This is a genomic window from Streptomyces misionensis (genome assembly GCF_900104815.1).
GTDB lineage: Bacteria > Actinomycetota > Actinomycetes > Streptomycetales > Streptomycetaceae > Streptomyces > Streptomyces misionensis.
Window position 1 is genome coordinate 2,176,767 of the sequence record NZ_FNTD01000004.1, and the last position, 16,835, is coordinate 2,193,601.

16 protein-coding genes are annotated in these 16,835 nt (G+C 71.1%); 9 read left to right on the top strand and 7 right to left on the bottom strand.

Going from position 1 to position 16,835, the window contains the following annotated elements:
• Positions 1 to 5: 5 nt before the first annotated feature.
• Genes BLW85_RS11495 through BLW85_RS11510 form a run of 4 tightly spaced genes read right to left on the bottom strand, consistent with a single transcriptional unit; the run spans position 6 to position 3,714 of the window.
• Positions 6 to 323 carry a bifunctional 3-phenylpropionate/cinnamic acid dioxygenase ferredoxin subunit gene (locus BLW85_RS11495; protein ID WP_070025401.1) on the bottom strand — a complete coding sequence of 106 codons (318 nt, stop codon included), beginning with the start codon at positions 321 to 323 and terminating at the stop codon, positions 6 to 8.
• Entirely contained in the window at positions 320 to 1,504 is a 1,185-nt protein-coding gene (gene sufD, locus BLW85_RS11500; protein ID WP_070025402.1) for a Fe-S cluster assembly protein SufD, read from the bottom strand. The genes BLW85_RS11495 and sufD overlap by 4 nt, the downstream gene beginning before the upstream one ends.
• A 57-nt stretch (positions 1,505 to 1,561) precedes the next feature.
• Positions 1,562 to 2,983 carry a Fe-S cluster assembly protein SufB gene (sufB, locus tag BLW85_RS11505; protein WP_070025403.1) on the bottom strand — a complete coding sequence of 474 codons (1,422 nt, stop codon included), beginning with the start codon at positions 2,981 to 2,983 and terminating at the stop codon, positions 1,562 to 1,564.
• Positions 2,980 to 3,714 carry a helix-turn-helix transcriptional regulator gene (locus tag BLW85_RS11510; RefSeq protein WP_070025404.1) on the bottom strand — a complete coding sequence of 245 codons (735 nt, stop codon included), beginning with the start codon at positions 3,712 to 3,714 and terminating at the stop codon, positions 2,980 to 2,982. Before BLW85_RS11510 ends, sufB begins: the two co-directional genes overlap by 4 nt.
• 182 nt (positions 3,715 to 3,896) lie before the next feature.
• Here BLW85_RS11510 and BLW85_RS11515 point away from each other — a divergent pair, with 182 nt between their 5' ends.
• The 4 genes from BLW85_RS11515 (at position 3,897) to BLW85_RS11530 (ending at position 7,512) form a co-directional block, all read left to right on the top strand.
• Positions 3,897 to 4,697, top strand: a complete 801-nt coding sequence (locus BLW85_RS11515; RefSeq protein ID WP_074991990.1) for an AAC(3) family N-acetyltransferase — start codon at positions 3,897 to 3,899, stop codon at positions 4,695 to 4,697.
• Between the two features lie 31 nt (positions 4,698 to 4,728).
• On the top strand, positions 4,729 to 5,652 hold the full coding sequence (locus tag BLW85_RS11520) for an ABC transporter ATP-binding protein (RefSeq protein ID WP_074991991.1): 924 nt from the start codon (positions 4,729 to 4,731) through the stop codon (positions 5,650 to 5,652).
• Positions 5,649 to 6,422, top strand: a complete 774-nt coding sequence (locus BLW85_RS11525; protein ID WP_070025407.1) for an ABC transporter permease — start codon at positions 5,649 to 5,651, stop codon at positions 6,420 to 6,422. Before BLW85_RS11520 ends, BLW85_RS11525 begins: the two co-directional genes overlap by 4 nt.
• Positions 6,423 to 6,501: 79 nt before the next feature.
• Positions 6,502 to 7,512 carry a COX15/CtaA family protein gene (locus tag BLW85_RS11530; RefSeq protein ID WP_070025408.1) on the top strand — a complete coding sequence of 337 codons (1,011 nt, stop codon included), beginning with the start codon at positions 6,502 to 6,504 and terminating at the stop codon, positions 7,510 to 7,512.
• 1 nt (position 7,513) lies between these two features.
• On the opposite strand, the gene BLW85_RS11535 is transcribed toward BLW85_RS11530, so the two are convergent.
• From BLW85_RS11535 to BLW85_RS11545, 3 genes are all read right to left on the bottom strand, one after another.
• On the bottom strand, positions 7,514 to 8,251 hold the full coding sequence (locus BLW85_RS11535) for a nucleotidyltransferase domain-containing protein (protein ID WP_074991992.1): 738 nt from the start codon (positions 8,249 to 8,251) through the stop codon (positions 7,514 to 7,516).
• A gap of 86 nt (positions 8,252 to 8,337) precedes the next feature.
• Positions 8,338 to 8,658 carry a hypothetical protein gene (locus tag BLW85_RS11540; RefSeq protein WP_070025410.1) on the bottom strand — a complete coding sequence of 107 codons (321 nt, stop codon included), beginning with the start codon at positions 8,656 to 8,658 and terminating at the stop codon, positions 8,338 to 8,340.
• Positions 8,659 to 8,749: 91 nt separating this feature from the next.
• Entirely contained in the window at positions 8,750 to 9,706 is a 957-nt protein-coding gene (locus tag BLW85_RS11545) for a heme o synthase (RefSeq protein WP_071828840.1), read from the bottom strand.
• Between the two features lie 426 nt (positions 9,707 to 10,132).
• Between BLW85_RS11545 and tkt the strand changes: the two genes are divergently transcribed.
• Genes tkt through pgl form a run of 5 tightly spaced genes read left to right on the top strand, consistent with a single transcriptional unit; the run spans position 10,133 to position 16,827 of the window.
• Positions 10,133 to 12,220 carry a transketolase gene (gene tkt / locus BLW85_RS11550; protein ID WP_074991993.1) on the top strand — a complete coding sequence of 696 codons (2,088 nt, stop codon included), beginning with the start codon at positions 10,133 to 10,135 and terminating at the stop codon, positions 12,218 to 12,220.
• Between the two features lie 33 nt (positions 12,221 to 12,253).
• Entirely contained in the window at positions 12,254 to 13,372 is a 1,119-nt protein-coding gene (gene tal / locus BLW85_RS11555) for a transaldolase (protein ID WP_070025413.1), read from the top strand.
• A gap of 1 nt (position 13,373) precedes the next feature.
• On the top strand, positions 13,374 to 14,912 hold the full coding sequence (gene zwf, locus BLW85_RS11560; RefSeq protein ID WP_070025414.1) for a glucose-6-phosphate dehydrogenase: 1,539 nt from the start codon (positions 13,374 to 13,376) through the stop codon (positions 14,910 to 14,912).
• On the top strand, positions 14,909 to 16,048 hold the full coding sequence (opcA, locus tag BLW85_RS11565) for a glucose-6-phosphate dehydrogenase assembly protein OpcA (protein ID WP_074991994.1): 1,140 nt from the start codon (positions 14,909 to 14,911) through the stop codon (positions 16,046 to 16,048). Before zwf ends, opcA begins: the two co-directional genes overlap by 4 nt.
• The gene (gene pgl, locus BLW85_RS11570; RefSeq protein ID WP_074991995.1) at positions 16,045 to 16,827 is read left to right on the top strand and encodes a 6-phosphogluconolactonase; all 783 of its coding nucleotides are present in this window, start codon (positions 16,045 to 16,047) and stop codon (positions 16,825 to 16,827) included. Before opcA ends, pgl begins: the two co-directional genes overlap by 4 nt.
• Positions 16,828 to 16,835: the final 8 nt, after the last annotated feature.

The window sequence follows — 16,835 nt, forward strand, 5'->3', positions numbered from 1 at the left end:
ATGCCTCAGGACTCCTGGGTGAGGGAGACGAGAACGTCGTCCCCTTCGATCTTTACGGGGTATACGGGGACGGGGCGCGTCGCGGGCAGCCCGGACGGCTTGCCGGTGCGGAGGTCGAAGGCGGAGCCGTGCAGCCAGCACTCGATCTGGCAGTCCTCCACCTCGCCCTCGGAGAGCGAGACGTTCGCGTGGGAGCAGATGTCGTAGATCGCGTACACCTCGCCCTCGGTCCGGACGACCGAGACCGGCGTGCCGTCGAGTTCCACCCGCTTGGGGGTGCCCTCCGACAGCTCGCTCAGCCCACAGGCGCGTTGGAAGCTCATGCGACCGAGGCCTCCAGCTCCTGCTCGATCTTGGCGAGCAGTCGCTCCTCGATGTCGGTGACACCGATCTGCTGGACCAGTTCGGCGAAGAAGCCGCGGACCACCAGGCGGCGGGCCTCGTGCTCGGGGATGCCGCGGGCCATCAGGTAGAACAGCTGCTCGTCGTCGAACCGCCCGGTGGCGGAGGCGTGGCCGGCGCCGACGATCTCACCGGTCTCGATCTCCAGGTTCGGCACCGAGTCGACGCGGGCGCCGTCGGTGAGGACCAGGTTGCGGTTCATCTCGTAGGTGTCGGTGCCCTCGGCCTTGGCCTCGATGAGCACGTCGCCGATCCAGACCGCGTGCGCGTCGTCGCCCTGGAGCGCGCCCTTGTAGACGACGTTCGACTTGCAGTGCGGGGCGTTGTGGGTGACCAGGAGGCGGTGCTCCTGGTGCTGGCCCGCGTCGGTGAAGTAGAGGCCGTACAGCTCGGCCTCGCCGCCGGGGCCCGCGTAGGTGACGCGCGGGTGCAGGCGTACGACGTCGCCGCCGAAGGTGACGACGACCGACTTGAAGGAGGCGTCCCGGCCGACCAGCGCGTTGTGCTGGGCGATGTGAACGGCCTTGTCGTCCCAGTCCTGGACGGAGACGACGGTGAGCTTGGCGCCGTCGCCGAGCAGGTAGTCGACGTTGGCGGCGAGCACCGCGTCACCGGTGTGGTCGATGACGACCACGGCCTCGGCGAAGGCGCCCAGCTCGATCACCTGGTGGCCGAAGGCGGTGCCGCCCTGGCCGTGCACGGCGATGCGGATCGGCTCGGTGAGGACGGTCTCCTTGGGGACGGTCACGACCGAGGCCTGCTCGAAGGCGGAGTACGCCTGCGCGGCGACCCGGTCCACCGGGACGCCCGCCTTGCGCAGCCGCGCGTCGTCCCGCCCGACGTGCTCGACGACGACGCCCTCGGGCGCCCGGACGTCGACCTTCACGCCGTCGCCGGAGGCGACGGCGGTGCCGTCGTGCAGCCCGCGCAGGCGCTCCAGCGGGGTGAACCGCCATTCCTCCTCGCGGCCGTGCGGGACGGGGAAGTCCGCCACGTCGTAGGAGGGGGGCGCGCTCATGCGCGAGACGACGGTCGACTCCGCGGCGACCGCGATCGAGCCCGCGGTGGTCGACCCCACGGGGATGTTCTGGGCCTCAGCCATGGCTGTCGTATTGCTCGCTTTCTCAGGTCAGTGGCTTGATGGGGAAGGCGGCGGCGGTCAGCCGACCGCGCCCTCCATCTGCAGCTCGATCAGCCGGTTGAGTTCCAGCGCGTACTCCATGGGCAGCTCCTTGGCGATCGGCTCGACGAAGCCGCGCACGATCATCGCCATCGCCTCGTCCTCGGACAGACCACGGCTCATCAGGTAGAAGAGCTGGTCCTCGGAGACCTTGGAGACGGTGGCCTCGTGGCCCATGGACACGTCGTCCTCGCGGACGTCCACGTACGGGTAGGTGTCCGAACGGGAGATGGTGTCCACCAGCAGCGCGTCGCACAGCACGTTCGACTTGGAGCCGGCGGCGCCCTCGCCGATCTCGATCAGACCGCGGTAGGACGTACGGCCGCCACCGCGGGCCACCGACTTGGAGACGATGTTCGACGAGGTGTTGGGCGCCATGTGGACCATCTTGGCGCCGGCGTCCTGGTGCTGGCCCTCGCCCGCGAAGGCGATGGACAGGGTCTCGCCCTTGGCGTGCTCGCCCATCAGGTAGACGGCCGGGTACTTCATCGTCACCTTGGAGCCGATGTTGCCGTCGATCCACTCCATGGTCGCGCCCTCGTACGCCACGGCGCGCTTGGTGACCAGGTTGTAGACGTTGTTCGACCAGTTCTGGATGGTCGTGTAGCGGCAGCGGGCGTTCTTCTTGACGATGATCTCGACCACGGCGCTGTGCAGCGAGTCCGACTTGTAGATCGGCGCGGTGCAGCCCTCGACGTAGTGCACGTAGGCACCCTCGTCGACGATGATCAGGGTCCGCTCGAACTGGCCCATGTTCTCCGTGTTGATGCGGAAGTAGGCCTGGAGCGGGATCTCCACGTGCACGCCCTTCGGCACGTAGATGAAGGAGCCGCCGGACCACACGGCCGTGTTCAGCGCGGCGAACTTGTTGTCACCGGCCGGGATGACGGTGCCGAAGTACTCCTTGAAGAGCTCCGGGTGCTCCTTCAGGGCGGTGTCGGTGTCCAGGAAGATGACGCCCTGCTGCTCCAGGTCCTCGCGGATCTGGTGGTAGACGACCTCCGACTCGTACTGGGCGGCGACGCCGGCGACCAGGCGCTGCTTCTCGGCCTCGGGGATGCCCAGCTTGTCGTAGGTGTTCTTGATGTCCTCGGGCAGGTCCTCCCAGGACTCCGCCTGCTTCTCCGTGGAGCGCACGAAGTACTTGATGTTGTCGAAGTCGATGCCCGACAGATCCGAGCCCCAGTTCGGCATGGGCTTCTTCTCGAAGAGCTTGAGGCCCTTCAGGCGCAGCTTGGTCATCCACTCCGGCTCCGACTTCTTGCCGGAGATGTCGCGGACGACGTCCTCGTTCAGGCCGCGCCGGGCGGAGGCACCGGCCACGTCGGAGTCGGCCCAGCCGTATTCGTACTTGCCCAGGCCCTCCAGCTCAGGGTGGGCAGTCTCCGTGGGGAGAGTCATGCGGGGTTCCTCCCGGCCGTGCTTGCAGGTGCGTCAGTGGAAATCTTGGGAATGAACGTCGTGCAGACGCCGTCGCCGTGCGCGATGGTCGCCAGCCGCTGGACGTGGGTACCCAGCAGCTCGGCGAAGATCTCGGTCTCCGCCTCGCACAGCTGCGGGTACTGCTCCGCCACATGGGCGACCGGGCAGTGGTGCTGGCACAGCTGCTCGCCGACCGGTGCGCTGCGCGCCGTAGCAGCGTACCCGTCCGCGCTCAGGGCCTTGGCCAGCGCTTCCGCGCGTTTGTCCGGGGTCACCCGCTCGATCGCCTCGCGGTACGCGCGCGCCTGGGCGGCGATCCGCGCGCGGGCGAAGGCGGAGACCGCGCCGGGCCCGCCCTCGTGCTCGGCGATCCAGCGCAGCGCGTCCGCGGCCAGCTTGTCGTACGACTGGTCGAAGGCGTCGCGGCCGCAGTCGGTGAGCGCGAAGACCTTGGCGGGGCGCCCGCGCGTGCGCGTGCCGTACACGCGCTGTTCGCGCGCCTCCACCACGTCGTCCGCGACCAGCGCGTCCAGGTGACGACGGACGGCCGCCTGGGTGAGTCCCAGCCGGCCGGCGAGTTCGGCGACGGTCGACGGGCCGTGGTCCAGGATGGACCGCGCGACCCGGTTGCGCGTGGAGCGCTCCCCGGTCGCGAACTCCTCCTGGGGGGTCCCCGTGGGGGCCTCCCGAGCCTCGCCGACGTTTTTCACAACGCCATTGTTGCGTAATTCCTCGGGGCCTGACAAGCGGCGTCCGGATCACCGCCCGGTGCCCTGCATCACTTAGGCATACCTAATCTGACCTGCGGAAACGATCACCGATCGATCATCCGGGACGGCCGCGCCGGAAATTCCGTGGCGCCGCGCGCACCCGTACGCGAGACTCCCCGGCCATGGCCATACCCCCTCCCACCGGCCCTCTTGTCACCCGGGACGACATCGCCGACGGGCTGCGCCGGCTCGGTGTGACACCCGGCGAGATCCTGCTCGCGCACACCTCGCTGAGTTCCCTCGGCTGGGTCAACGGCGGGGCGGTGGCCGTCGTCCAGGGACTCCTCGACGCCCTCGGCCCCTCCGGCACGCTGGTCGTCCCGGCCCACACCTCCGACCTCTCCGACCCCGCCTGCTGGGAGAACCCGCCGGTGCCGGAGGAGTGGCGGGAGCGCGTGCGGGCCACCATGCCCGTGTACGACCCGCTGGTCACGCCCACGCGTGGGGTCGGCGTCGTCCCCGAGACCGTGCGCACCTGGCCCGGCGCCCTGCGCAGCGCGCACCTGCAGACCTCCTTCGCGGCCGTCGGCCCCCGCGCCCCGGAGATCACCGAGGGACACGCCGCGAACTGCCGGCTGGGCGAGCACAGCCCGCTGGCCCGGCTGGAGCGGCTGGGCGCCCGGGTGCTGCTGCTGGGCGCCGGATACGGCTCCTGCACCAGCTTCCACCTGGCCGAGTACCGCCTGCCCGCGCCGCTCGTCCCGGTCGGCCGGCCCGCGCCCGGCGGCTGGCTGACCGTGCCGGAGGTGGCGATCAGCTCCGAAGGGTTCGAGGAGCTGGGGCGCGACTTCGAGCGGGAGTGGCCCGTCGTGCGCGGCAAGGTGGGCGCCGCCGACGCCCGGCTGTTCCCGGTCGCGGACGCGGTGGCCCACGCCGAACGCCGGCTGGCCGCGTACCGGGACTTCCCCGACCCGGCCGCCTGATCGGCGAGCGCTCTCCCTAGACTCTGGACCCATGCATAGTGAGCCCGTCGTCCAGGTCGCGGCCCTGGTGAAGCGGTACGGCACGAAGACCGCGGTCAACGGCCTCGACCTGGTGGCCCAGGCGGGCGTGACCGCCGTCCTCGGACCCAACGGCGCCGGCAAGACGACGACGGTCGAGACCTGCGAGGGATACCGGAAGCCGGATTCCGGCACGGTGCGCGTCCTGGGCCTCGACCCGGTGCGCCAGTCGGCCGAGCTGCGGCCCAGGATCGGTGTGATGCTCCAGTCCGGCGGCGTCTACTCCGGCGCCCGCGCGGACGAGATGCTGCGCCATGTCGCCAAGCTGCACGCCCACCCCCTGGACGTGAACGCCCTGATCGAGCGGCTCGGGCTCGGCGCGTGCGGCCGCACCTCCTACCGCCGGCTCTCCGGCGGCCAGCAGCAGCGCCTGGCGCTCGCCATGGCCGTCGTCGGCCGCCCGGAGCTGGTGTTCCTGGACGAGCCGACCGCGGGCCTCGACCCGCAGGCCCGCCGGGCCACCTGGGACCTGGTGAAGGACCTGCGCGCCGACGGCGTCTCGGTGATCCTCACCACCCACCACATGGACGAGGCCGAGCAGCTCGCCGACGACGTCGCAATCATCGACGGCGGCAAGGTCATCGCCCAGGGCTCCCCCGAGGAGCTGTGCAAGGGCGGCGCGGAGAACACCCTGCGCTTCACCGGCCGCCCCGGCCTCGACGTCGGCTCCCTGCTCAAGGCGCTCCCGGACGGCTGCACGGCAGCCGAGCTGACCCCGGGCGCCTACCGCGTCGTCGGCAAGGTCGACCCGCAACTGCTCGCCACCGTGACCTCCTGGTGCGCCCAGCACGGCGTGATGCCGGACCGCATCTCGGTCGAACGGCACACCCTGGAAGACGTCTTTCTCGAGCTGACCGGCAAGGAGCTGCGCTCATGACCACCGCGCCGGGTACGTACGCCCCCAAGCCGGGGGCCGCGCCCCTGCCCCGCATGATCGCGGCGCAGGCGGCCCTGGAGACGAAGATGCTGCTGCGCAACGGCGAGCAGCTGCTGCTGACGGTGGTCATCCCGACCCTGCTGCTGGTGCTCTTCAGCTCCGTGGACATCGTGGACACCGGCAAGGGCAAGGCCGTCGACTTCCTCGCGCCGGGCATCCTCGCCCTCGCCGTGATGTCGACCGCCTTCACCGGACAGGCCATCGCCACCGGCTTCGAGCGCCGCTACGGCGTGCTCAAGCGGCTCGCCGCCTCGCCGCTGCCCCGCTGGGCCCTGATGACCGCGAAGACGGCGTCGGTGCTGGTCACCGAGGTGCTCCAGGTGATCTTGCTGACGGTGATCGCCCTCGCCCTCGGCTGGTCCCCGCACGGCGACCCGGCCGCCGTGCTCCTGCTGCTGGTCCTCGGCACCGCCGCCTTCTCCGGCCTCGGCCTGCTGATGGCCGGCACCCTGAAGGCCGAGGCGACGCTGGCCGCCGCCAACCTGGTGTTCCTGCTGCTGCTCGTCGGCGGCGGCGTCATCGTGCCGCTGGACAAGTTCGGCTCGGCCGGGCAGCACGTCCTCGGGCTGCTGCCCATCTCCGCCCTCTCCGACGGCCTGCGGGACGTCCTCCAGCACGGCGCCGGCATGCCCTGGGGCGACCTGGGCGTCCTTGCGGTGTGGGCGGTCGCGGGGCTCGCCGCGGCCGGGAAGTTCTTCCGCTGGGAGTGAGCCGTCCCCCGTCGGAGTGAGCGGCGACACGGCGCCGGGACCGGACCCTCGTGAAAGCGTGCACAAGCGGGCGCCTACCATGGTGGGCGTGCCAAAGCTGACCCGCGCCGATGCCGCCTCGGCCCTGCGCAATCCGCTCGCCTTCATCGCCGACCGCTGGACGCCGGAGCCCCGGACCGTGCGGCGGGCGGCGCTCGCCGCGCTCGTGATGTCGGTGGTGATCGTCGTCACCGGCGGCGCCGTCCGGCTGACCGCTTCGGGCCTCGGCTGCCCGACCTGGCCCGAGTGCACCGACGGCTCGCTGACGCCGACGCAGGCGCTGACCTACCACAGCGCCATCGAGTTCGGCAATCGCCTGCTGACCTACGTGCTGTGCGCCGCGGTCGGCTGGGCGATCGTCGCCGCCCGTTCCGAGAAGCCCCGCCGGCGCAGCCTGACGCGGCTCGGCTGGGCCCAGTTCTGGCTGGTGATGGGCAACGCGGTGCTCGGCGGCATCGTGGTGCTGGTCGGCCTGAACCCGTACACCGTCGCGGCGCACTTCCTGCTGGCGACGGCGCTGACCGCGGTCGCGGTGGTGATGTGGCAGCGCACCCGTGAGGGCGACGCCGCGCCCCGGCCGCTGGTCGGCAAGGCCGTGGTCCAGCTGGTGTGGTTCCTGGTGCTCGCGTCCGTGCTGCTCCTCGCGGTGGGCACGGTGGTCACCGGCGCCGGGCCGCACGCGGGCGACTCCAGCGACGTGCAGCGCATCCCGATCGACTGGGAGGCCGTGGCCAAGCTGCACGCGGTGCTCGCCTGGATCGTGGTGACCCTGACGTTCGCGCTGTGGTTCATCCTCAAGGCCGTCGACGCCCCGCGCGGACCGCTGGCCCGCACCCGCGAGCTGTTCCTGATCCTGCTGGCCCAGGGCGTCATCGGCTACGTCCAGTACTTCACGCACCTGCCCGAGCTGCTGGTCGGCCTGCACATGCTCGGCTCCTGCCTGGTGTGGATCGGCGTGCTGCGGGTCCTGCTGTCGCTGCGCGAACGCCCGGAGGCGGAACTGGGCCTGCCCGGTCCCGCGGCCGAGGTCACGGTCCCCACGAACGCCTGACTCACCCGTACGCGGTGACCAGCGCGTCGATCGCCGGGCCGAGGTAGGCCCGGGTCAGCTCCGCGCGGCGGGCGAGCCAGGTGCCGTCCGCCGGGGCGGGGTCCGCGTACCGCCGGCGGGTGATGTCCTCGACCACCTCGGCCGGCGCGCCCAGCCCCGGCATTTCCGCCAGGGCGTCCCGCTTGCTGATCAGCCGCCCCTCGCGCAGCGTCACGGTGGCCCTGGCGAAGGTCAGCAGCCCGAGGTCCACCCAGACGTCCTGCCGCCACAGGCGGCCCTTGTCGACGGCCGGTCGCCAGAAGTCCCGCTGGTCGCGCACGACGAACGCGCGCAGGTCACGCTCCGGTACCGGCGGCAACAGGCCGGCGGGCGGCTCCCCGTGCAGCACCCGGCCGAAGGCGTGCAGCTCGCGCCGGGTGACGGGGGTGACCGGGCGCCGCAGCACATGCCCGTGCGCCCAGGCGAGATGTGCCCGGCCGGGGTCGGCGAGGGTGGCCGGGGCGAGATAGCCGCAGTGCAGTTTCGCGGCGAGCGGCACCTCGCGCAGCCGCCGGTGCAGCGTCACGATGCGCCGTACCGCCGTGGGGCCGGGGCGCGCGGGCAGCACCGCGATCAGGTCGAGGTCGCTGCGGCCCTCCTGGTAGTCGCCCCCGGCCAGCGAGCCGTGCGCCCAGACGGCGCGGGGACGCAACGGGGCGAGCGCGTCCAGGAAACGTTCGAGCAGGGCATCCGTCCGCATGCCGTCAGCCTGGCGCACCGATGGTGCGCGGGGAACCGCGCGGACGGCACTTTCGCCCCCGCCCCGGCGCGGACGAGCCGCCGGGGTCAGCCGCCGAGCTGGATGCCCGCCATCCGCTTCCACTCGTACGGCCCGGTCCGCACCTTCGCCGCGAACTCCCCGTCGAAGGACTCGTGCACGGTGATCCCGGCCTTCGCCACCGCCTGCTCCGCGATGGCGTACGTGGGGGCCACCACGTCGCCCCAGCCGCCGTCCGCGCCGACGAGCACGATCCGGGCGCCGCGCCGGCCGATGTAGGCCACCTGCCCCTCGGCGCCGCCGTGGGCCTTGGAGAAGGCGCTGATCCTGTGGGCGAGCCGGGCCGCCGTGCGCTCGGCCTTCGCGTCAACCTGCTGCGTGTCTGCCATGACCAGGATGCTACCGACGAGTAGATGAAACGGCGACGGGAGGGGTGCGTGGCCTTGACCACGCGCCCCTCCCGCCGGGGAAGAGAGTGCGTCAGCGCAGGAACGGGTCCACCGCGACGGCGACGAAGAGGATCGACACATAGGTGATCGACCAGTGGAACAGGCGCATCTCCTTGAGCTTGGCGCCGGTGACCTCCGCCTTCGCCCGGTTCTGCAGCCCGTGCGCCTCCCACAGCCAGAAGCCGCCGGCGGCGAGGGCGACCACCGTGTAGAACCAGCCGGTGTAGCCCAGCGGGGTGAGCAGCAGCGAGACGACGACCATCACCCAGCTGTAGATGACGATCTGCCGGGCGACGACCTTGTTGGAGGCGATCACCGGCAGCATCGGCACGCCCGCGCGCGCGTAGTCGTCCTTGACCTTCATGGACAGCGGCCAGTAGTGCGGCGGCGTCCAGAAGAACATCACCAGGAAGAGGATGATCGGCGCCCAGGACATCGAGTTCGTCACCGAGGACCAGCCGATCAGCACCGGCAGACAGCCGGCGATGCCGCCCCACACGATGTTCTGCGCGGTGCGCCGCTTCAGGATCATCGTGTAGACCACGACGTAGAAGAGCAGCGCGCCGAGCGACAGCCAGGCGCTGAGCCAGTTGACCGTCAGCCCGAACAGCAGGGTGGAGACGACCCCGAGGCCGATGCCGAAGGCCAGGCACTCGCGCGGGCTGACCATGCCGGTCACCAGCGGCCGCTGCGAGGTGCGGTCCATCAGGGCGTCGATGTCCCGGTCGATGTACATGTTCAGCGCGTTCGCGCCGCCCGCGGACAGATACCCGCCCAGGCAGGTGAGCAGCACCAGCTTGAGGGAGGGCACACCCTGCTGGGCCAGGAACATCACCGGCACCGTGGTGATGAGCAGCAGCTCGATGATCCGCGGCTTGGTCAGTGCCACGAACGCCTTGGCACGGGCCCCGAACGGCCGGTGAACCGGGCTCGGGCTCGTACCACCGAGCACCCCCGCTGGACGGGATTCGACGGCCGTCACGCACACCCCTGACAGAGACATCCCAGCGAGCCTCCCCCGGATGAGGTCTTGATTGGGGCTCGCGCGTACCACGCCACTTTAGACGTTGCCCATACCCCGGCATTCGCGGGGGTGGGGTCGTGTTGGCGGACGGCCCGGACGACGCTTTGCGGTCCTCTTCCGACACCCTCTTGTCAAAGGCCCCATAAGAGGGGCCCCACCACTCTTTTGAGCGGTCAGATGAGCGCCTCCTTATTCATGTGCCGAATGCCGTATCGGCCAGTCGGGAGGCGGATCCCGCGGATGCCCGGCAGTCTGGAATCACCCGCGAAAACGCACGTCCTTACGAGGGTAGGCTCGTCAGCGGCCGGCGGGCAGAAGCACGCCGGCGGCCGGGTGGGCGCATGCCCCGAAGACCGGCGACCGACATGTGGAGAGGAGCCCTGACCCAGGGTGAGCACCAAGCCGACCACCACAGACCTTGAGTGGACCGACCTGGACCAGCGGGCCGTGGACACCGCCCGTGTCCTGGCCGCCGACGCCGTACAGAAGGTCGGCAACGGCCATCCCGGTACGGCCATGAGCCTGGCCCCGGCCGCCTACACCCTCTTCCAGAAGGTGATGCGGCACGACCCGGCCGACCCGGAGTGGGTGGGGCGCGACCGTTTCGTGCTGTCCGCCGGCCACTCGTCCCTGACCCTCTACACGCAGCTCTACCTGGCCGGTTTCGGCCTGGAGCTGGAGGACCTGGAGTCCTTCCGCACCTGGGGTTCGAAGACCCCGGGCCACCCGGAGTACGGACACACCAAGGGTGTGGAGACCACCACCGGCCCGCTGGGCCAGGGTGTGGCCAACGCGGTGGGCATGGCGATGGCCGCCCGCTACGAGCGCGGTCTGTTCGACCCGGAGTCCCCCGAGGGCGAGTCGCCGTTCGACCACTTCATCTACTGCATCGCCGGTGACGGCTGCCTCCAGGAGGGCATCTCCGCCGAGGCGTCCTCGCTGGCCGGGCACCAGAAGCTGGGCAACCTGATCCTGCTGTGGGACGACAACCACATCTCGATCGAGGGCGACACGGAGACCGCGGTCTCCGAGGACACCGTCAAGCGGTACGAGGCCTACGGCTGGCACGTGCAGCGCGTGGAGCCCAAGGCGGACGGCGACCTGGACCCGGCGGCGATCTACGCCGCGATCCAGGAGGCCAAGGCGGTCACCGACCGGCCCTCCTTCATCGCGATGCGCTCGATCATCGCCTGGCCCGCCCCGAACGCCCAGAACACCGAGGCCGCGCACGGCTCGGCGCTGGGCGAGGACGAGGTCGCGGCCACCAAGCGCGTCCTCGGCTTCGACCCGGAGCAGTCCTTCGCCGTCGAGGACGAGGTCATCACGCACACCCGCAAGGCCCTGGAGCGCGGCGCCCGCGCGAAGGCCGAGTGGGAGAAGTCGCTCCAGGTGTGGCGGGACGAGAACCCCGAGCGCGCCGCCGAGTTCGACCGCATCGCGGCGGGCGAGCTGCCCACCGGCTGGGAGGAGAAGATCCCGGTCTTCGAGCCCGGCAAGGCCGTCGCCACCCGTGCCGCCTCCGGCAAGGTCCTCCAGGCGCTCGGCCCGGTGATCCCCGAGCTGTGGGGCGGCTCCGCCGACCTCGCCGGCTCCAACAACACCACGATCGACAAGAGCAGCTCGTTCCTGCCCGAGGGCAACCCGCTGCCGGAGGCCGACCCGTACGGCCGCACGATCCACTTCGGCATCCGCGAGCACTCCATGGGCGCGGAGCTGAACGGCATCACGCTGCACGGCAACACCCGCGTCTACGGCGGCACGTTCCTCGTCTTCTCCGACTACATGCGCAACGCCGTGCGCCTGTCGGCCCTGATGCACCTGCCGGTGACGTACGTGTGGACGCACGACTCCATCGGCCTCGGCGAGGACGGCCCGACCCACCAGCCGGTCGAGCACCTGGCCTCGCTGCGCGCCATCCCGGGCCTGAACATCGTCCGCCCGGCCGACGCCAACGAGACCGCCATCGCCTGGCGCGAGGTCCTCAAGCGCTACACCAAGGAGTTCGGCAAGGGCCAGCCGCACGGCTTCGCCCTCACCCGCCAGGGCGTGCCGACGTACGAGCCCAACGAGGACGCGGCCAAGGGCGGTTACGTCCTGTTCGAGGCCGAGGGCGGCGAGCCGCAGGTGATCCTTATCGCCACCGGCTCCGAGGTGCACGTGGCCGTCGAGGCGCGTGAGCAGCTCCAGGCCGACGGCGTCGCGACCCGGGTCGTGTCCATGCCCTCGGTCGAGTGGTTCGAGCAGCAGGACCAGGGGTACCGGGACTCCGTGCTGCCGCCGTCCGTGAAGGCCCGTGTCGCTGTGGAGGCGGGCATCGGCCTGACCTGGCACAAGTACGTCGGGGACGCCGGTCGCATCGTCTCCCTGGAGCACTTCGGTGCTTCCGCGGACGGCAAGGTGCTCTTCCGGGAGTTCGGCTTCACCGCGGAGAACGTGGCCGCCAAGGCGCGGGAATCCATCGCCGCCGCCCAGCGCTGACGCTCATATACGACACGTAGGAGATGTAATTCCATGACAGACGCACTCAAGCGCCTCTCCGACGAAGGCGTCGCGATCTGGCTGGACGACCTGTCGCGCAAGCGGATCACGTCCGGCAACCTCGCCGAGCTGATCGACGACTCGCACGTCGTGGGCGTCACCACCAACCCGACGATCTTCCAGAAGGCGATCTCGCAGGGCGACGGCTACGACCAGCAGCTGTCGGACCTCGCCGCCCGCAGGGTCACCGTCGAAGAGGCCGTCCGCATGATCACCACGGCGGACGTCCGGGACGCCGCCGACATCCTGCGCCCGGTCTTCGACGCCACCGACGGCCAGGACGGCCGGGTCTCCATCGAGGTCGACCCGCGCCTCGCGCACAACACCAAGGCGACCGTCGCCGAGGCCAAGCAGCTGGCCTGGCTGGTGGACCGCCCCAACACCCTGATCAAGATCCCGGCCACCCAGGCGGGTCTGCCGGCGATCACCGAGGTCATCGGCCTGGGCATCAGCGTCAACGTCACGCTGATCTTCTCCCTGGAGCGCTACCGCCTGGTCATGGACGCGTACCTCTCCGGCCTGGAGAAGGCCAAGGAGCGCGGCCTGGACCTGTCGAAGATCCACTCCGTGGCCTCCTTCTTCGTGTCCCGGGTGGACACCGAGATCGACAAGCGGCTCGACGGGATCGGTACCGACGAGGCCAAGGCGCTGCGCGGCAAGGCCGCCCTCGCCAACGCGCGCCTCGCCTACCAGGCGTACGAGGAGGTCTTCTCCTCCGACCGGTGGCTCGCGCTGGAGAAGGCGGGCGCCAACAAGCAGCGTCCGCTGTGGGCCTCGACCGGCGTGAAGGACCCGGCGTACAAGGACACCCTGTACGTCGACGACCTGGTGGCGCCGAACACGGTCAACACCATGCCGGAGGCCACTCTGGAGGCCACCGCCGACCACGGGCAGATCACCGGCGACACCGTGCGCGGCACCTACGAGCAGGCCCGTGCCGAGCTCGACGCGCTGGCGAAGCTCGGCATCTCGTACGACGACGTCGTGCAGGTGCTGGAGGACGAGGGCGTCGACAAGTTCGAGGCGTCCTGGAACGACCTGCTGAAGTCCACTCAGGCGGAGCTCGAACGCCTCGCCCCCTCGGAGGACTGAGTTGTCATCCGTTTCCGGTTCCGGGGCGAACCCGCTCCGTGACCCGGCCGACCGACGGCTCCCGCGCATCGCGGGGCCGTCGGGTCTGGTCATCTTCGGGGTCACGGGCGATCTGTCGCGCAAGAAACTGATGCCCGCGGTGTACGACCTCGCCAACCGGGGTCTGCTCCCGCCGGGCTTCTCGCTGGTGGGCTTCGCCCGCCGCGAGTGGGCGAACGAGGACTTCGCCCAGGAGGTCCACGACGCCGTCAAGGCGCACGCCCGTACGCCGTTCCGCGAGGAGGTCTGGCAGCAGCTCATCCAGGGGATGCGCTTCGTGCAGGGCACCTTCGACGACGACGAGGCGTTCGAGCGGCTGCGCTCCACCATCGAGGAGCTGGACAAGGCCCAGGGCACGGGCGGCAACTTCGCCTTCTACCTGTCGGTGCCGCCGCGTTCCTTCCCGGTGGTCATCCAGCAGCTGAAGAAGCACGGTCTGGCCGACCAGTCCGGCGGTTCCTGGCGGCGCGCGGTCATCGAGAAGCCGTTCGGGCACGACCTGAAGTCGGCCGAGGAACTGAACAAGGTCGTGCACGAGGTGTTCGAGCCGGACCAGGTGTTCCGGATCGACCACTACCTCGGCAAGGAGACCGTCCAGAACATCCTGGCGCTGCGCTTCGCCAACACCATGTTCGAGCCGATCTGGAACCGGTCCTTCGTGGACCACGTGCAGATCACCATGGCCGAGGACATCGGCATCGGCGGCCGCGCCGGCTACTACGACGGCATCGGCGCCGCCCGTGACGTCATCCAGAACCACCTGCTCCAGCTGCTGGCACTGACCGCGATGGAGGAGCCCGCCTCCTTCGACGCGCAGGCGCTGGCCGCGGAGAAGACCAAGGTGCTCGGCGCCGTGCGGCTGCCGAAGGACCTGGGCAAGAACACCGTGCGCGGTCAGTACGCGGCGGGCTGGCAGGGCGGCGAGAAGGTCATCGGCTACCTCGAAGAGGACGGCATCGACCCGAAGTCGAAGACCGACACCTTCGCCGCGATCAAGGTGGGCATCGACAACCGCCGCTGGGCGGGCGTCCCCTTCTACCTGCGCACCGGCAAGCGTCTGGGCCGCCGGGTGACGGAGATCGCCGTCGTCTTCCAGCGGGCCCCGCACTCCCCCTTCGACCACACGGCGACGGAGGAGCTGGGGCAGAACGCGATCGTGATCCGCGTCCAGCCGGACGAGGGCATCACGGTCCGCTTCGGCTCCAAGGTGCCGGGCACCTCGATGGAGATCCGGGACGTGTCGATGGACTTCGCCTACGGCGAGTCGTTCACCGAGTCCAGCCCGGAGGCGTACGAGCGGCTGATCCTGGACGTGCTGCTCGGCGACGCCAACCTCTTCCCGCGCACGGAGGAGGTCGAGCTGTCCTGGAAGATCCTCGACCCGATCGAGGAGTACTGGGACAAGCACGGCAGGCCCGCGCAGTACAAGTCGGGCACCTGGGGCCCCGCCGAGGCGGACGAGATGCTCGCACGAGACGGACGGAGCTGGCGCCGGCCATGAAGATAGACCTGACCGACACCACCGCCGGTGAGATCAACAAGGCGCTCGTACAGGGCCGCCGGGCCATCGGCACCCCCGCCGTCGGCATGGTCCTCACCCTCGTCATCGTCACCGACGAGGAGAACGCCTACGACGCGCTGAAGGCCGCCAACGACGCTTCGCGCGAGCACCCCTCGCGCACGCTGGTGGTCGTCAAGCGGGTCTCGCGCACCCCGCGCGACCGCACCTCCTCGCGTCTGGACGCCGAGGTGCGGGTGGGCGCGGACGCGGGCACCGGCGAGACGGTCGTGCTGCGGCTGTACGGCGAGGTCGTCGGCCAAGCCGACTCCGTCGTGCTGCCGCTGCTGCTGCCGGACGCACCGGTGGTCGTGTGGTGGCCGGTGAACGCGCCGCTGGACCCCGCCAAGGACCCGCTGGGCGCGCTCGCCCAGCGCCGGGTCACCGACACCTACGCCGCTGAGGAGCCGGTGCGCGAGCTGACCGCCCGCGCCGCGGCCTACACCCCCGGCGACACCGATCTGTCCTGGACCCGGATCACGCCCTGGCGCTCGATGCTGGCGGCCGCCCTGGACCAGGTCACCTGCAAGGTGCAGGCGGTCGAGGTGGAGGGCGAGGAGTTCAACCCGAGCTGCGAGCTGCTGGCGATGTGGCTCGCGGACCGGCTGGACGTGCCGGTGCGCCTGTCCCCGTCCGCGGGGCCGGGCCTGACGGCCGTCCGCATGGACACCACCTGCGGCCCGATCACCCTGGACCGGGCGGACGGCTCCCTCGCCACGCTGTCCATCGAGGGCCAGCCGGCCCGTGCGGTGGCGCTGAAGCGGCGGGACACCGCCGAGCTGATCGCGGAGGAGCTGCGCCGGCTGGACCCGGACGACACCTACGCGTCGGCGCTGCGCTACGGGGTGGACCGGCTGGACACGGTTCCGCGGCAGGCGGCCGGCGAGTCCTTTGACGCCTCCGGTGAGGGAACCCCGGACGCCGAGGCCCCCGCGGGGACCGCGGAAGCCGAGGTCCCCGCGAAGGGGGCGGCGGTCGCCGAGCCGGAGCCCGTCGAGCAGGCGGCCAAGGCGCCCGCGAAGAAGGCGGCGGCCAGGACCGCGAAGAAGGCCCCCGCGAGGAAGGCGACGGCGAAGTGAACACCCCGCAGCTGGTCGTCCACCGCGACAAGGAACTGATGGCCCAGGCCGCCGCGGCCCGGCTGATCACGAAGATCGTGGACGCGCAGGCCTCCCGGGGCACCGCGTCCGTGGTCCTCACCGGCGGCCGCAACGGCAACGGCCTGCTGGCCGCGCTGGCGGCGGCACCGGCCCGGGACGCCGTCGACTGGACCCGGCTCGACCTGTGGTGGGGCGACGAGCGCTATCTGCCCGAAGGCGACCCCGAGCGCAATGTCACCCAGGCCCGCGAGGCCCTGCTGGACTCCGTCCCGCTGGACCCGGAGCGCGTGCACGCCATGCCCGCCTCCGACGGGCCGTACGGCACGGACGTCGAGGCGGCGGCCGAGGCCTACGCGGCGGAGCTGGCGAAGGCGGCCGGCCCGGAGAACCACGGCTCGGTGCCCACCTTCGACGTGCTGATGCTGGGCGTCGGCCCGGACACCCATGTGGCCTCGCTCTTCCCGGAGCTGCCGGCCGTACGGGAGACCGAGCGCACGGTGGTGGGCGTGCACGGCGCGCCCAAGCCGCCGCCCACCCGGATCTCGCTCACCCTGCCCGCGATCCGCTCGGCCCGCGAGGTCTGGCTGCTCGCGGCCGGCGAGGACAAGGCGGAGGCCGCGGCCATCGCCCTGTCCGGCGCGGGCGAGATCCAGGCCCCGGCGGCGGGTGCCCGCGGCCGCAGCCGCACGCTGTGGCTGCTGGACGCGGCGGCGGCCTCCCAGCTGCCCCGGTCGCTGTATCCGCCGGCGTCCCCCTGACGCACGAC

Coding starts and splice junctions, on each gene's coding strand:
- BLW85_RS11525 (WP_070025407.1), top strand. CDS start 5,649: ATGACCACCGCGCCGGGTACGTACGCCCCCAAGCCGGGGGCCGCGCCC.
- BLW85_RS11515 (WP_074991990.1), top strand. CDS start 3,897: ATGGCCATACCCCCTCCCACCGGCCCTCTTGTCACCCGGGACGACATC.
- BLW85_RS11495 (WP_070025401.1), bottom strand. CDS start 323: ATGAGCTTCCAACGCGCCTGTGGGCTGAGCGAGCTGTCGGAGGGCACC.
- BLW85_RS11530 (WP_070025408.1), top strand. CDS start 6,502: ATGGTGGGCGTGCCAAAGCTGACCCGCGCCGATGCCGCCTCGGCCCTG.
- BLW85_RS11540 (WP_070025410.1), bottom strand. CDS start 8,658: ATGGCAGACACGCAGCAGGTTGACGCGAAGGCCGAGCGCACGGCGGCC.
- tal (WP_070025413.1), top strand. CDS start 12,254: ATGACAGACGCACTCAAGCGCCTCTCCGACGAAGGCGTCGCGATCTGG.
- sufD (WP_070025402.1), bottom strand. CDS start 1,504: ATGGCTGAGGCCCAGAACATCCCCGTGGGGTCGACCACCGCGGGCTCG.
- opcA (WP_074991994.1), top strand. CDS start 14,909: ATGAAGATAGACCTGACCGACACCACCGCCGGTGAGATCAACAAGGCG.
- BLW85_RS11520 (WP_074991991.1), top strand. CDS start 4,729: ATGCATAGTGAGCCCGTCGTCCAGGTCGCGGCCCTGGTGAAGCGGTAC.
- BLW85_RS11535 (WP_074991992.1), bottom strand. CDS start 8,251: ATGCGGACGGATGCCCTGCTCGAACGTTTCCTGGACGCGCTCGCCCCG.
- sufB (WP_070025403.1), bottom strand. CDS start 2,983: ATGACTCTCCCCACGGAGACTGCCCACCCTGAGCTGGAGGGCCTGGGC.